This window comes from Faucicola osloensis (assembly GCF_020041925.1).
GTDB classification, from domain to species: Bacteria; Pseudomonadota; Gammaproteobacteria; order Pseudomonadales; family Moraxellaceae; genus Faucicola; species Faucicola osloensis_D.
Map to the genome: position 1 here is coordinate 626,258 of NZ_CP083409.1, position 12,544 is coordinate 638,801.

Annotated in this window: 26 protein-coding genes; all 26 read right to left on the reverse strand. The window is 42.4% G+C overall.

The window, feature by feature from the left end; genetic code table 11:
* Positions 1-2: 2 nt before the first annotated feature.
* On the reverse strand, positions 3-644 hold the full coding sequence (gene rpsD / locus LAJ61_RS02725) for a 30S ribosomal protein S4 (protein ID WP_007115568.1): 642 nt from the start codon (positions 642-644) through the stop codon (positions 3-5).
* Between the two features lie 10 nt (positions 645-654).
* Entirely contained in the window at positions 655-1,044 is a 390-nt protein-coding gene (gene rpsK / locus LAJ61_RS02730; protein WP_007115567.1) for a 30S ribosomal protein S11, read from the reverse strand.
* 20 nt (positions 1,045-1,064) lie between these two features.
* Positions 1,065-1,421 (reverse strand): 30S ribosomal protein S13, encoded by a 357-nt coding sequence (rpsM, locus tag LAJ61_RS02735; RefSeq protein ID WP_224054387.1) that lies wholly within the window; start codon positions 1,419-1,421, stop codon positions 1,065-1,067.
* A gap of 155 nt (positions 1,422-1,576) precedes the next feature.
* The gene (rpmJ, locus tag LAJ61_RS02740) at positions 1,577-1,693 is read right to left on the reverse strand and encodes a 50S ribosomal protein L36 (RefSeq protein WP_040403280.1); all 117 of its coding nucleotides are present in this window, start codon (positions 1,691-1,693) and stop codon (positions 1,577-1,579) included.
* Positions 1,694-1,712: 19 nt separating this feature from the next.
* A complete protein-coding gene (secY, locus tag LAJ61_RS02745; RefSeq protein WP_007115565.1) occupies positions 1,713-3,050 on the reverse strand; it encodes a preprotein translocase subunit SecY in 1,338 nt (445 codons plus the stop codon).
* A gap of 6 nt (positions 3,051-3,056) precedes the next feature.
* Complete coding sequence (gene rplO, locus LAJ61_RS02750; protein ID WP_007115564.1) at positions 3,057-3,497, reverse strand: 50S ribosomal protein L15; 441 nt, start codon at positions 3,495-3,497, stop codon at positions 3,057-3,059.
* Positions 3,497-3,676 (reverse strand): 50S ribosomal protein L30, encoded by a 180-nt coding sequence (gene rpmD, locus LAJ61_RS02755; RefSeq protein ID WP_007115563.1) that lies wholly within the window; start codon positions 3,674-3,676, stop codon positions 3,497-3,499. The genes rplO and rpmD overlap by 1 nt, the downstream gene beginning before the upstream one ends.
* Before the next feature lie 16 nt (positions 3,677-3,692).
* Positions 3,693-4,190 carry a 30S ribosomal protein S5 gene (gene rpsE / locus LAJ61_RS02760; RefSeq protein ID WP_007115562.1) on the reverse strand — a complete coding sequence of 166 codons (498 nt, stop codon included), beginning with the start codon at positions 4,188-4,190 and terminating at the stop codon, positions 3,693-3,695.
* A gap of 2 nt (positions 4,191-4,192) precedes the next feature.
* Positions 4,193-4,543, reverse strand: a complete 351-nt coding sequence (rplR, locus tag LAJ61_RS02765) for a 50S ribosomal protein L18 (RefSeq protein ID WP_007115561.1) — start codon at positions 4,541-4,543, stop codon at positions 4,193-4,195.
* An 11-nt stretch (positions 4,544-4,554) separates the two neighbouring features.
* Positions 4,555-5,088 (reverse strand): 50S ribosomal protein L6, encoded by a 534-nt coding sequence (rplF, locus tag LAJ61_RS02770; RefSeq protein ID WP_007115560.1) that lies wholly within the window; start codon positions 5,086-5,088, stop codon positions 4,555-4,557.
* Between the two features lie 73 nt (positions 5,089-5,161).
* Positions 5,162-5,560: a 30S ribosomal protein S8 gene (rpsH, locus tag LAJ61_RS02775; protein WP_065263086.1), complete on the reverse strand. Its 399-nt coding sequence runs from the start codon at positions 5,558-5,560 to the stop codon at positions 5,162-5,164.
* An 11-nt stretch (positions 5,561-5,571) separates the two neighbouring features.
* A complete protein-coding gene (gene rpsN, locus LAJ61_RS02780; protein ID WP_036593424.1) occupies positions 5,572-5,877 on the reverse strand; it encodes a 30S ribosomal protein S14 in 306 nt (101 codons plus the stop codon).
* A gap of 18 nt (positions 5,878-5,895) precedes the next feature.
* Positions 5,896-6,435, reverse strand: coding sequence for a 50S ribosomal protein L5 (rplE, locus tag LAJ61_RS02785; RefSeq protein ID WP_138018551.1), 540 nt, complete (start codon positions 6,433-6,435; stop codon positions 5,896-5,898).
* A 19-nt stretch (positions 6,436-6,454) separates the two neighbouring features.
* Positions 6,455-6,772, reverse strand: a complete 318-nt coding sequence (gene rplX / locus LAJ61_RS02790) for a 50S ribosomal protein L24 (RefSeq protein WP_224054388.1) — start codon at positions 6,770-6,772, stop codon at positions 6,455-6,457.
* Between the two features lie 7 nt (positions 6,773-6,779).
* Positions 6,780-7,148, reverse strand: coding sequence for a 50S ribosomal protein L14 (gene rplN, locus LAJ61_RS02795; RefSeq protein ID WP_007115555.1), 369 nt, complete (start codon positions 7,146-7,148; stop codon positions 6,780-6,782).
* Positions 7,149-7,264: 116 nt separating this feature from the next.
* Positions 7,265-7,549, reverse strand: coding sequence for a 30S ribosomal protein S17 (gene rpsQ, locus LAJ61_RS02800; RefSeq protein WP_007115554.1), 285 nt, complete (start codon positions 7,547-7,549; stop codon positions 7,265-7,267).
* A gap of 2 nt (positions 7,550-7,551) precedes the next feature.
* The gene (rpmC, locus tag LAJ61_RS02805) at positions 7,552-7,758 is read right to left on the reverse strand and encodes a 50S ribosomal protein L29 (RefSeq protein WP_007115553.1); all 207 of its coding nucleotides are present in this window, start codon (positions 7,756-7,758) and stop codon (positions 7,552-7,554) included.
* A complete protein-coding gene (gene rplP, locus LAJ61_RS02810; RefSeq protein ID WP_007115552.1) occupies positions 7,758-8,171 on the reverse strand; it encodes a 50S ribosomal protein L16 in 414 nt (137 codons plus the stop codon). Before rplP ends, rpmC begins: the two co-directional genes overlap by 1 nt.
* 5 nt (positions 8,172-8,176) lie before the next feature.
* A complete protein-coding gene (gene rpsC / locus LAJ61_RS02815) occupies positions 8,177-8,929 on the reverse strand; it encodes a 30S ribosomal protein S3 (RefSeq protein WP_007115551.1) in 753 nt (250 codons plus the stop codon).
* 1 nt (position 8,930) lies between these two features.
* Entirely contained in the window at positions 8,931-9,260 is a 330-nt protein-coding gene (gene rplV / locus LAJ61_RS02820; protein WP_007115550.1) for a 50S ribosomal protein L22, read from the reverse strand.
* A gap of 10 nt (positions 9,261-9,270) precedes the next feature.
* The gene (gene rpsS / locus LAJ61_RS02825) at positions 9,271-9,546 is read right to left on the reverse strand and encodes a 30S ribosomal protein S19 (RefSeq protein ID WP_007115549.1); all 276 of its coding nucleotides are present in this window, start codon (positions 9,544-9,546) and stop codon (positions 9,271-9,273) included.
* 11 nt (positions 9,547-9,557) lie between these two features.
* Positions 9,558-10,388, reverse strand: coding sequence for a 50S ribosomal protein L2 (rplB, locus tag LAJ61_RS02830; protein ID WP_007115548.1), 831 nt, complete (start codon positions 10,386-10,388; stop codon positions 9,558-9,560).
* A gap of 10 nt (positions 10,389-10,398) precedes the next feature.
* Positions 10,399-10,722 (reverse strand): 50S ribosomal protein L23, encoded by a 324-nt coding sequence (gene rplW, locus LAJ61_RS02835; RefSeq protein WP_007115547.1) that lies wholly within the window; start codon positions 10,720-10,722, stop codon positions 10,399-10,401.
* Entirely contained in the window at positions 10,719-11,321 is a 603-nt protein-coding gene (gene rplD / locus LAJ61_RS02840) for a 50S ribosomal protein L4 (RefSeq protein ID WP_007115546.1), read from the reverse strand. Before rplD ends, rplW begins: the two co-directional genes overlap by 4 nt.
* A gap of 14 nt (positions 11,322-11,335) precedes the next feature.
* A complete protein-coding gene (gene rplC / locus LAJ61_RS02845; protein WP_099834379.1) occupies positions 11,336-11,974 on the reverse strand; it encodes a 50S ribosomal protein L3 in 639 nt (212 codons plus the stop codon).
* A gap of 68 nt (positions 11,975-12,042) precedes the next feature.
* Positions 12,043-12,354 carry a 30S ribosomal protein S10 gene (gene rpsJ, locus LAJ61_RS02850; protein ID WP_007115544.1) on the reverse strand — a complete coding sequence of 104 codons (312 nt, stop codon included), beginning with the start codon at positions 12,352-12,354 and terminating at the stop codon, positions 12,043-12,045.
* Positions 12,355-12,544: the final 190 nt, after the last annotated feature.

The window sequence follows — 12,544 nt, forward strand, 5'->3', positions numbered from 1 at the left end:
AATTATTTAGAGTACAACTCAACGATTAAGCTTTCGTTGATTTCGGTTGGTAAATCAGCACGCTCTGGCGCTTGTTTAAAAGTACCTTGCAATTTGCTGTGATCAACTTCCAACCATACAGGTGTACCACGTTGACCCGCCAATTCAATTGCGTTTTTGATACGTAATTGTTCTTTGGCTTTTTCGTGTACGGCAATCACATCACCATCTTGCAATTGGATTGAAGGAATGTTCACACGAACAAACTCATCACGACCCGCTTTTTTTACTAGAATAGCACGGTGGCTAACTAATTGGCGAGCTTCTGCGCGAGTTGCACCAAAACCCATACGATAAACAACGTTATCGAGGCGACGTTCTAACATTTGAAGCAAGTTTTCGCCAGTTGCGCCTTTCATACGCGCAGCTTCTTTATAGTAGTTTGAGAATTGACGCTCTAACACACCATAAATGCGTTTTACTTTTTGTTTTTCACGAAGCTGTGCAGAATACTCTGACGTTTTGCTACGTGGATTACCATGTTGACCAGGGGCACGGTCAGCTTTTTTGGTTTTTTCTTCGTACGCTTTTACGCCTGATTTTAATTGTAAATCAGTACCTTCACGACGAGAAAGTTTTAATTTTGGACCTAGATAACGGGCCATGAAAGTCTCCTTATACGCGACGTTTTTTCGGTGGACGAGTTCCGTTATGAGGAATCGGGGTTATATCGCTAATGCTGTTTATTTTATAACCCAATGCACCTAAGGCTCTTACCGCAGACTCACGACCAGGTCCTGGACCTTTAACCAAGACATCAACATTCTTGACACCATATTCTTGTGCTGCTTTACCAGCAACTTCAGCCGCAACCTGTGCAGCAAATGGTGTAGATTTACGTGAACCACGGAAGCCTTGTCCACCAGCGGTGGCCCAAGCCAAAGCATTACCTTGACGATCGGTAATCGTTACAATGGTGTTATTAAAAGACGCATGGATGTGCGCTACGCCCTCAGCTACCGAGCGGCGAGTCACTTTTTTGCGACTACGAGTGTCTTTTGCCATCTTTTAGCTTCCTAAGTTAATTATTTTCTGATTGCTTTACGTGGACCCTTACGAGTACGCGCATTTGTTTTTGTGCGTTGACCATTTACTGGTAAACCGCGACGATGACGCAAACCACGATAGCAACCTAAGTCTACTAAACGTTTAATATTCATCGAGATTTCACGACGCAAGTCACCTTCAGTCGCATATTCTGCAACTTGGGTACGGACAGCATCAAGCTGAGCATCATTTAGTTCACTGATTTTAGTAGTTGGTGCAATGTTTACCGCTTCTAAAATTTTAGCAGCAGTGGTACGACCAATACCAAAAATATAAGTGAGTGAAATGATAGCATGCTTGTTGTCCGGAATGTTTACACCGGCAATACGAGCCATTGACATTTCTCCAATTATAAGGAAAAGATGAGTTAATCATCTACTGATGTAGCATTTTGAGACATTTGGTTATCTACAAATGTGACAAAATAACGACAAGTAGCGGATAATACAGTATCCGCCACCTGATTTCAAGTCCAATCTAACAATTTAGATTAACCTTGACGTTGTTTGTGACGCGGTTCTGCACTACAAATAACGCGAACAACGCCTTTGCGGCGTACAATTTTGCAGCTACCGCAGATTCTTTTTACAGATGCTTGAACTTTCATTTTCAGCTCCTAGTAGTAGTTATGAATGCTTGACTTCCATTGTTTGCATCAGCGAATAATCATGGTATTGGTGAGTCATTAAGTGCGCTTTAACTTGGGCAATAAAGTCCATAATTACGACCACACTAATTAGTACTGAGGTACCACCTAAATGAAACGGAATACCAAACGCAGATTGCAATATCATCGGCATCAAACAAATAATTGTCATATAAATCGCACCAATAAAGGTTAAGCGATTTAATACATGATCTAAATAACGTTGGGTTTGTAAACCTGGACGAATACCTGGAATATAAGCCCCACTTCGTTTCAAATTCTCTGATACTTCTTTTGGACTAAATACCAACGCAGTATAAAAATAACAAAAGAAAATAATCAAGGCTGCAAAAATTACCAAATACAGTGGCTGACCCGGTGACAATACTAATGCCATATTCTGCAAGAAGCTTTGAAAAATATTTGGATTGGGTGATTGACCCACCCACTGTCCCAAACTCGCTGGGAATAATAATAATGAACTAGCAAAAATCGCTGGAATAACCCCTGCCATATTAATTTTTAATGGCAAATGCGATTGCTGCTGTGCATATATTTTTCTTTCTTGCGATTGCTTTTGGGCATAGTTGACGGGGATACGGCGCTGTGCGCGCTCAATAAACACAATCCCCGCCACCACCGCTAACGCCAATAAACTAAATATCAACAAGGCAATCATATTCATTTGACCTTGCTGGACAGAGTTAATTGACTGTGTGACCACTTGTGGAAAAGTCGCTACGATACCCGCTAAAATTAGCATTGAAATACCGTTACCAATACCACGTTCAGTAATTTGTTCACCTAACCACATCAAAAACATCGACCCTGCAACCAACGAGGTTACCGCAGGAATATAAAAACCAAGACCACTGGTCAATGTCAAATTCTGACTAATCAGACCTGTACACATACCAATTGATTGAACCAAAGCTAATGCAAGGGTTAATTGGCGTGTATACTTGTTGATTTGGCGTTGACCGGCTTGGCCTTCTTTTTTTAATGCATCCAATGATGGTATAACCGCTGTCATCATCTGGACAATGATTGAAGCAGAAATATAGGGCATAATCCCGAGTGCCATGACTGACATCCGCTCTAATGCCCCACCAGAAAACATATTAAACAAACCTAAAATAGTATTTTCATTGGTTTGAAAAAATTTCGATAAGCTTTCTGGATCCATACCTGGAATAGGTACGTGTGAACCGAAACGATAGACGACTAAAGCACCCAACAAAAATAGTAAACGATTAAATAATTCATCGTACTTACGAATAAATGCTAGAGGATTCATCGATGTTGAATGCTTAGTCATGTAGGATTACTCCTCAACAGTACCACCAGCTGCTTCAATAGCCGCTTTAGCACCTTTAGTCACTTTAACACCTTTAAAAGTATATGCTTTGGTTACGTCACCTGAAAGGATGATACGAACACGTTGCATATCGTGGCGAATGATATTCGCTGCTTTTAAAGACTCAACGCTTACCACGTCACCATCAACTTGGTTTAATTCTGATAAACGCACTTCTGCCGTTACCATTGCAAGTTTACTGGTGAAACCAAATTTTGGCAAACGACGGTATAAAGGCATTTGACCGCCTTCAAAACCTGAGCGAATACCAGAACCTGTACGTGAGGTTTGACCTTTGACACCACGACCACCGGTTTTACCGATACCAGAACCGATACCACGACCACGGCGAAGTTTATTTTTTCTTGAACCTTCAGCTGGGCTCAATTCATTTAAACGTAGACCCATTATACTTCCTCCACTTTAACTAAGTAGTTAACGCGGTTTACCATACCACGGGTCGAAGGGGTATCTTCAACTTCGACAGTATGTCCAATACGACGTAACCCTAAACCTTTCAAACAAGCTTTATGGCTTGCTAGGCGATGGGCACTCGATTTTACTTGAGTAACTTTCATTTTTTTCATGTTAGCTCACCTTAGCTTAGCCCAAGATTTCTTCAACTGATTTGCCACGTTTTGCCGCAACTTTTTCAGGAGAAGACATTTCTTTTAACCCGTTGAAAGTTGCACGTACAACGTTAGCAGCATTGGTTGAACCATAGCATTTTGCTAATACGTTTTCTACGCCTGCAACCTCTAATACTGCACGCATTGCACCACCGGCGATAACACCGGTACCTTCAGAGGCTGGTTGCATATACACGCGGCTTGCACCGTGGCTAGCAGTAATAGGATGTTGAAGGGTCGTACCCGCTAAATCAACGGTAATCATATTACGTTTGGCAGCTTCTAGTGCTTTTTGAATCGCTGCAGGCACTTCACGTGCTTTACCACGACCAAAACCAACGCGACCATTACCATCGCCTACCACTGTGAGTGCGGTGAAAGAAAAGATACGACCACCTTTTACAACTTTAGATACACGGCCAACTGTGACTAAGCGCTCTACTAAACCGTCTGTTTGTTCAACTTTTGCCATGATTAGAACTCCAATCCATTTTCACGAGCGGCTTCAGCTAATGCTTTAACACGCCCATGATATTTAAAACCGCTACGATCAAACGCAACTTTAGTAATACCGGCAGCTTTAGCGCGTTCTGCAATTAATTTACCAACGGCAGTTGCAGCTTCGATGTTGCTAGTTTGACCAGCACGTAAAGTAGTATCTAACGTTGAAGCTTGGGCTAACACTTCACCACCTGTTGGTGAGATAACTTGTGCATAGATGTGGGTGTTAGTACGATTAACAGATAGACGATTTACGCCTAAACCACGGATATGTGCACGGGTTTTTTTCGCTCTGCGAAGGCGAGCAGCTTTTTTATCAAACATGTCATTTCACCTTATTTTTTCTTAGCTTCTTTACGAGCGACATACTCATCGCTATAACGAACGCCTTTGCCTTTGTAAGGCTCAGGTGGGCGATAGCCACGAATGTTTGCTGCTGCTTGACCTAGCTTTTGTTTGTCGCTAGATTTTAACACGATTTCAGTCGCAGTTGGGGTTTCAGCAGTAACACCTTCAGGTAATACATATTCGATTGGGTGTGAGTAACCTAAGTTTAGGTTAACTTTATTGCCAGCAACAGCGGCTTTATAACCAACACCAATCAATTGTAGACGACGTTCGAAGCCTTCAGTAACACCTTTAACCATGTTGCTTAATAATGCACGAACTGTACCAGTGTGCATCCAACCGTCTTTGGTGTCAGATTTTGGTGAAAGAATAATTTGATTATCTTCCTGTTTTAGCTCGACCAAATCATGCAGGCGTAAAGTTAGCGTACCTTTGCTACCTTTAACTTCAACCTGCTGACCGTTCAAAGTAACACTTGTACCATTTGGTAGTGCTACAGGGGCTTTAGCCACACGAGACATACGGGTAATTCCTATAAAAATGATAAAAAAACGAACAGGCACAACAAACTATGCCTGTCCCTCTCAATGTTAATTAAGCTACGAACGCAATAACTTCGCCGCCTAATCCAGCTGCACGAGCTTCACGGTCGCTCATGATGCCTTTATTAGTAGAGATGATTGCTACACCTAGACCTTTTTGGACGCTTGGTAGTGCATCTTTACCACGGTATTGACGTAAACCTGGACGACTATAACGTTTAATCGTCTCAATAACTGGTTTACCTTCAAAATATTTTAACTCGATGGTTAATTCAGCTTTACCTGTACCAACTTCTTGAGTTTCTGCGGTTGCAACATAACCTTCTTTCACTAGTAAATCAGCAATTGATTTACGTAGTTTTGAGCTTGGCATAGTCACAGACGCTTTTTGAGCCATTTGTGCATTACGGATACGAGTCAACATATCAGCAACGGTATCTTGCATACTCATATTGTTTCCCCTTACCAGCTTGCTTTATGAACGCCAGGTACATCACCTTGCATTACTTTTTCACGAATCATGTTACGTGAAAGACCAAATTTACGGAAATAACCGTGTGGACGACCTGTCAATGCACAACGATTACGCAAACGTACGGGTGAAGCATCACGTGGCAGTGCTTGTAATGTAAGCATTGCGTCCATACGCTCTTCGTCAGTTGCATTGATGTCGCTGATAATTGCCTTAAGCTTTGCACGCTTCTCAGCATATTTAGCAACAGTCGCTTCGCGTTTAAATTCGCGATTAATCATACTTTTCTTTGCCATATTGCCTTATCCTTGCTGTTAGCCCTTGAATGGGAAGCCGAATGCTTTAAGCAATGCACGACCTTGATCATCAGTTTTTGCGGTGGTCGTAATGGTAATATCTAAACCACGAATACGGTCGATTTTGTCAAAGTCAACTTCAGGGAAAACGATTTGCTCTTTGATACCTAATGAATAGTTACCACGGCCATCAAATGCTTTATCTGTAAAACCGCGGAAGTCACGGATACGTGGAATAGCGATTGAGATTAAACGATCTAAAAATTCGTACATCTGGTCGCCACGTAACGTTACTTTACAGCCGATTGGCCATTCTTCACGGATTTTAAAGCCTGCAACTGATTTGCGAGCTTTGGTTACTACAGGTTTTTGACCGGCAATTGCCGTCATATCCGCTAATGCACCCTCAAGAACTTTTTTGTCTTGAGCCGCATCACCCACACCCATGTTTAGGGTGATTTTGGTGATTTTAGGGATTTCCATAACGTTGGCTAAACCAAGCTCTTGCTGAATTTTTTGCTTAAGCTGTTCGTTATATTGTGTTTTAAGTCTTGCCATTACTGATACCCTTAGATGGTTATGCAGTCGCCACAACTTCACCAGATGAACGATAAACGCGTTGTTTTTTGCCTTCGCCATTCAATTGGTAAGAAATACGATCTGCCTTTTGGGTTGCTGCATTATAAATTGCAACATTTGAAATGTGTAAAAATGCTTCTTTCTCGATAATACCACCTTCAACGCCAGTCTGTTGGTTTGGCTTTTGGTGTTTTTTAACGATGTTGATGCCTTCAACTTTTACACGGTCTTCTTTTACTGCTAGTACTGTACCTTGCTTGCCTTTATCTTTGCCAGCAATTACAATCACTTGGTCGCCTTTACGTAATTTTGCCATGTTTTCCTCACAATACTTCTGGGGCTAATGAAACAATTTTCATAAATTGTTCGCCACGTAGTTCGCGGGTTACTGGTCCAAAAATACGTGTTGCAATTGGTGCTTTATTGTTGTTCAACAACACAGCTGCATTATCATCAAAACGTAGTACTGAACCGTCAGGACGACGTACACCAAACTTCGTGCGTACGACTACCGCGTTCATTACATCACCTTTCTTGACACGACCGCGTGGAATTGCTTCTTTCACAGTCACTTTAATGATGTCGCCTACTGATGCATAACGACGATGTGAGCCACCTAGCACTTTAATGCACATAACTCGTTTTGCACCACTGTTGTCTGCAACTTCCAGCATTGTTTCAGTCTGAATCATCGCGTTACTCCATAAATTGGCAAAACAAGTCTTTGCCACAATAAGCCATTTTTAAGGTGGCGTATTGTAGCAGTTACTGACTTGCTTTGCAATTATAACTATCTATTTAAGTTAAATTAAATATTAACTGCTTTTTCTACGACGTCTACTAACACCCAAGATTTGGTTTTTGATAGTGGACGTGTTGATTTGATACGAACTGTATCACCAACGCCACACTCATTATTTTCGTCATGAGCATGTAGTTTGGTCGAACGGCGAATCATTTTGCCATATTTGGCATGACGAATACGACGCTCAACAAGTACAGTAATGGTTTTATCCATTTTGTCACTGACAACTTTACCAGTGACTGTACTTTGTTCAGTAGCGTTAGCTTGGTTGGTATTTTGCTCACTCATGATTAAGCCCCTTGGTTTTCGGTGTTCTGTTTTTCAGAGATAAGAGTCTTGATTTGAGCAATCGTACGACGATTTGCTTTAATCTCATGGGTGTTGCCTAACTGACCAGTGGCTTTTGCCATACGAAGACGAAATGTTTCTAATTGCTTTTCGTCTAGTAATTGGGTCAGCTCTTCGACTGATTTGTCTTTAAGTTCACTGATCTTCATTACATTATCGTCCGTTTAACAATGGTGGTTTTGAAAGGCAACTTGGCAGCTGCAAGCGTGAACGCTTCAGTTGCTAGCTCGTCAGAAACCCCTTCGATTTCATAAAGCATTTTGCCTGGTTTGATTTCGCATACCCAGTATTCTACTGGACCTTTACCTTTACCCATACGAACTTCTAGTGGTTTTTCGGTAATTGGTTTGTCTGGGAATACACGAATCCAAATTTTACCACCGCGCTTGATACGACGTGAAATCGTACGACGAGCAGCTTCGATTTGACGTGCAGTCATACGACCACGTTCTACTGATTTAAGTCCGATTGTACCAAAAGATACGCTACTACCACGGTGAGCTAACCCCGTATTACGTCCTTTTTGTACTTTACGAAACTTGGTACGTTTTGGTTGTAACATATCGATTAACCTCTGTCTTTAGCTGGGCGCTCACTACGTGGGCGGTCGCTACGATCATTACGAGCACGACGTTTTTGAGGTGCACGTGCTTGCTTTTCTTCTTTGACTGGATTATATACACGGTTCATGCCGTCAAGCACTTCACCACGGAAAATCCAAACTTTTACACCGATAGTACCGTAAGTGGTTTCTGCGCGTACATTTGAGTAGTCAATGTCAGCACGTAATGTATGCAAAGGTACACGACCTTCACGATACCACTCTGAGCGAGCAATCTCAGCACCGCCAAGACGACCTGATAGCTCAACTTTGATACCTTGTGCGCCAGCTTTCATACTGTTTTGAACAGCACGTTTCATAGCACGGCGGAACATGACACGACGTTCAAGTTGTGAAGCAATACCGTCAGCTACTAGACGTGCGTCTAGGTCTGGTTGGGTGATTTCTTCAATGCTAACTTGTGCTGGTACGCCCATTAATTTGGTAAGTTCTTTTTGTAGGCTTTCAATATCTTCGCCTTTTTTACCAATAATGATACCAGGACGTGCCGTGGCGATAGTGATTTTAGCTGCGCCTGTAGGACGTTCGATGCTAATACCGCTGATCATCGCTGCTTTAAGCTTTTTCTCTAAATATTTACGAACTTGTAGGTCGTTGATTAAGTATTCAGAGTATTTTTTTGGATCTGCATACCAGTTAGCGTTTGATTTACGGATTACGCCAAGACGGATGCCGATTGGATGAACTTTCTGTCCCATATTATGCTCCTACCTTAACTGTGATGTGGCAAGTACGTTTGCTAATACGGTCAGCACGACCTTTGGCACGTGGTAAAACACGTTTTAACGTAATACCTTCATCCACATAAATGGTAGAAACACGCAATGTATCGATGTCTAAACCATTGTTATGCTCAGCGTTAGCAATCGCAGATTCTAAGCATTTTTTAACCAATTTAGCGGCTTTTTTGTTGCTAAAGGTTAAGATATCTAATGCACGCTCGATTGATTTGCCGCGAACTTCGTCAGCAACTAAGCGTACTTTTTGTGCCGAAATGGCGGCACCGCGTAATTTTGCAGTTACTTCCATGATGAGCACCTTATTTCTTAGATTTCTTGTCAACGCCATGACCACGATATGTACGGGTTGGGGCGAATTCACCAAGTTTATGACCAACCATTTGCTCGTTTACGATAACAGGTACATGTGTACGACCGTTATGAACAGAAATAGTTAAGCCGACCATTTGTGGCAAAATCATTGAGCGACGTGACCAAGTTTTGATTGGTTTGCGTGAGTTAGTTTCTAACGCATTCTCAACTTTGGCAAACAAGTGCGCATCGATGAATGGACCTTTTTTCAATGAACGAGGCATGAAATTATTCCTTATTTCTTATTGACGCGACGACGGCGGATAATCATGTGGTCAGTACGTTTGTTAGAACGTGTTTTAAGGCCTTTAGCCTTTTGACCCCATGGGCTGGTTGGGTGTTTACCGAAGTTACGACCTTCACCACCACCGTGTGGATGGTCAACTGGGTTCATTGCAGTACCACGAACGGTAGGACGAACGCCACGCCAGCGGTTTGCACCTGCTTTACCCAATGATTTAAGGTTATTTTCAGTGTTTGATACTTCACCGATAACCGCACGACAATTTACGTGGATACGACGAGTTTCGCCTGAACGTAAACGAACGATTGCATAGATACCATCACGACCCAATAATTGAACCGCAGCACCTGCTGAACGAGCGATCTGTGCACCTTTACCGATTTTAAGTTCGATATTGTGAATCACTGTACCTACTGGAATGCTACGCAGTGGTAAGCAGTTACCTGGGCGAATTGGTGCAGTTTCACCAGAAATAACGGTATCGCCTTGTTGCAATTTTTTTGGTGCGATGATGTAACGACGCTCACCGTCTGCATATTTAAGTAGTGCGATGTGGGCAGTACGGTTTGGATCGTACTCAATACGCTCTACAACAGCAGGGATGTTGTCTTTGTTACGTTTGAAGTCAACAACACGGTAATGCTGTTTATGACCACCACCGATATGACGGGTAGTGATGCGACCGTTGTTGTTACGACCACCAGTTTTGCCTTTTGACTCTACTAATGCTGCATAAGGACGACCTTTATGAAGGTGTGGATGCACCACTTTCTCGACAAATCGGCGACCTGGTGATGTCGGTTTGGCTTTTACGATAGGCATTGTGTAATCCTTATTCGTTGTCAGCAGCAGGTTGTTCTGCTACGTCGGCTACTTGAACATCTTGACCAGCTTTTAAGGTCACATAGGCTTTTTTGAAGTCTTGACGACGACCTACCGTGCGACCAAATCGCTTTGTCTTACCTTTAACATTCAAAGTGTTAACTTTAACTACTTCAACACCTTCAAACATTAATTCTACGGCTTTTTTAATCTCTTTTTTTGTCGCGTTGGTGTCAACTTTGAACACTTGCACACCTAACGTATCGCCCAAGATTTGAGATTTTTCTGAAAATACAGGTGCTTTTAGTACCTGATATAGTCTTGCGTTATTCATGCTAACACTCCCTCAATTTCTTTGGCGGCTGCGACAGACATGATGACTTTGTCAAACGCAATTAGGCTAACTGGATCAACTTCAGTGCTACCTAGTACGCTGACGTATGGAATATTGCGAGCAGCTAAGTAAAGATTTTCGTCAACTTCATTGGTAACGATTAATGCTTTAGGGGCATTTAAGTCTTTAAGTTTAGCGATAAGCTCTTTAGTTTTTGGTGCTGAAATACTGATGTCATCAACCAATACCAAACGGTCTTGACGAATCAATTCAGCAAGAATGCATTGCATGGCACCACGGTACATTTTACGGTTCACTTTTTGTGACCAATCTTGTGGTTTGGCTGCAAATGCGCGACCACCACCGACCCAAATTGGGCTACGGATTGAACCTGCACGTGCACGACCAGTACCTTTTTGACGCCATGGTTTTTTACCACCGCCAGATACTTCACCACGCGTTTTTTGAGCACGGCTACCTTGACGACCACCCGCTAAATAAGCGGTAACTACTTGGTGTACAAGTGCTTCGTTGAATTCACGACCAAATGCTACGTCTGATAGCTCAACCGCCGAACCTGTTACTGTATTTAGATTCACGTTAATCCCCTTGATTAAGCTTTAACTGATGGACGTACTAAAACGTCGCCACCGTTGGCACCAGGAATTGCACCCTTGATAACTAGGATACCTTTTTCAGCATCAACTGAAATCACTTCTAAGCCTTGTACGGTCACACGTTTGTTACCCATTTGACCTGGCATTTTTTTGCCTTTAAATACACGACCCGGTGTTTGGTTTTGACCTGTAGAACCCACAACGCGGTGAGATACTGAGTTACCATGTGTCCAATCTTGTGAACGGAAGTTGTGGCGTTTGATACCACCTTGGAAACCTTTACCTTTGCTGGTACCAATTACGTCAACGATTTGACCTACTTGGAACAAGTCAGCAGCGATTTCACTACCTGCTTCGCGGCCTTCAAGTTCGCTGTCTTCGACGCGAAATTCCCAAGTGCCACGACCTGCAGCAACGCCAGCTTTTGCAAAGTGACCTTTTTGAGCTGCATTAACACGAGAATCACGACGTTCACCAGTTGTTACTTGGATAGCTTGGTAGCCGTCTGTGTCTTGTGTTTTGATTTGAGAGATACGGTTGGCAGTAACTTCAACAACAGTTACAGGAATTGAAACACCTGCTTCTGTGAAGATACGAGTCATGCCGCATTTTTTTCCGACTAAACCGATCGCCATGTTGTTAACCTCTTAATTTTTACTGTTATTCAATATAGGTCTGAGTCCTAAGGATGAAACCTAAGGGGTTAGCCTAATGCGATTTGTACATCAACACCCGCCGCCAAATCTAACTTCATCAGTGCATCGACTGTTTTGTCAGTAGGCTGAACGATATCTACCATACGTTTGAATGTGCGGATTTCGTATTGGTCACGGGCATCTTTGTTCACGTGTGGTGAGGTTAAGATGTTGAAGCGTTCAATGCGAGTTGGTAGCGGTACTGGACCACGAACTTGTGCACCTGTGCGTTTTGCGGTATCAACAATCTCTTGAGCTGATTGGTCAATCAGACGATGGTCAAAAGATTTAAGTCTGATACGGATTTTCTGGTTAGCCATGCCAGTAAGCTCCTAATATAAAGTTTGATATGGGTTAATTTGCGTTGGGTGTTAAGCTGTTATTGAGTAAACACCTAACTTGCATTTTTTACCTGTTTTTGACAGGCACTTTTTGAAAATAAAAAAATTTCAGTCCCACTCAAACCATTAACTTGCAATACATAGATAGCATGATTAATAGTCGGTGAAA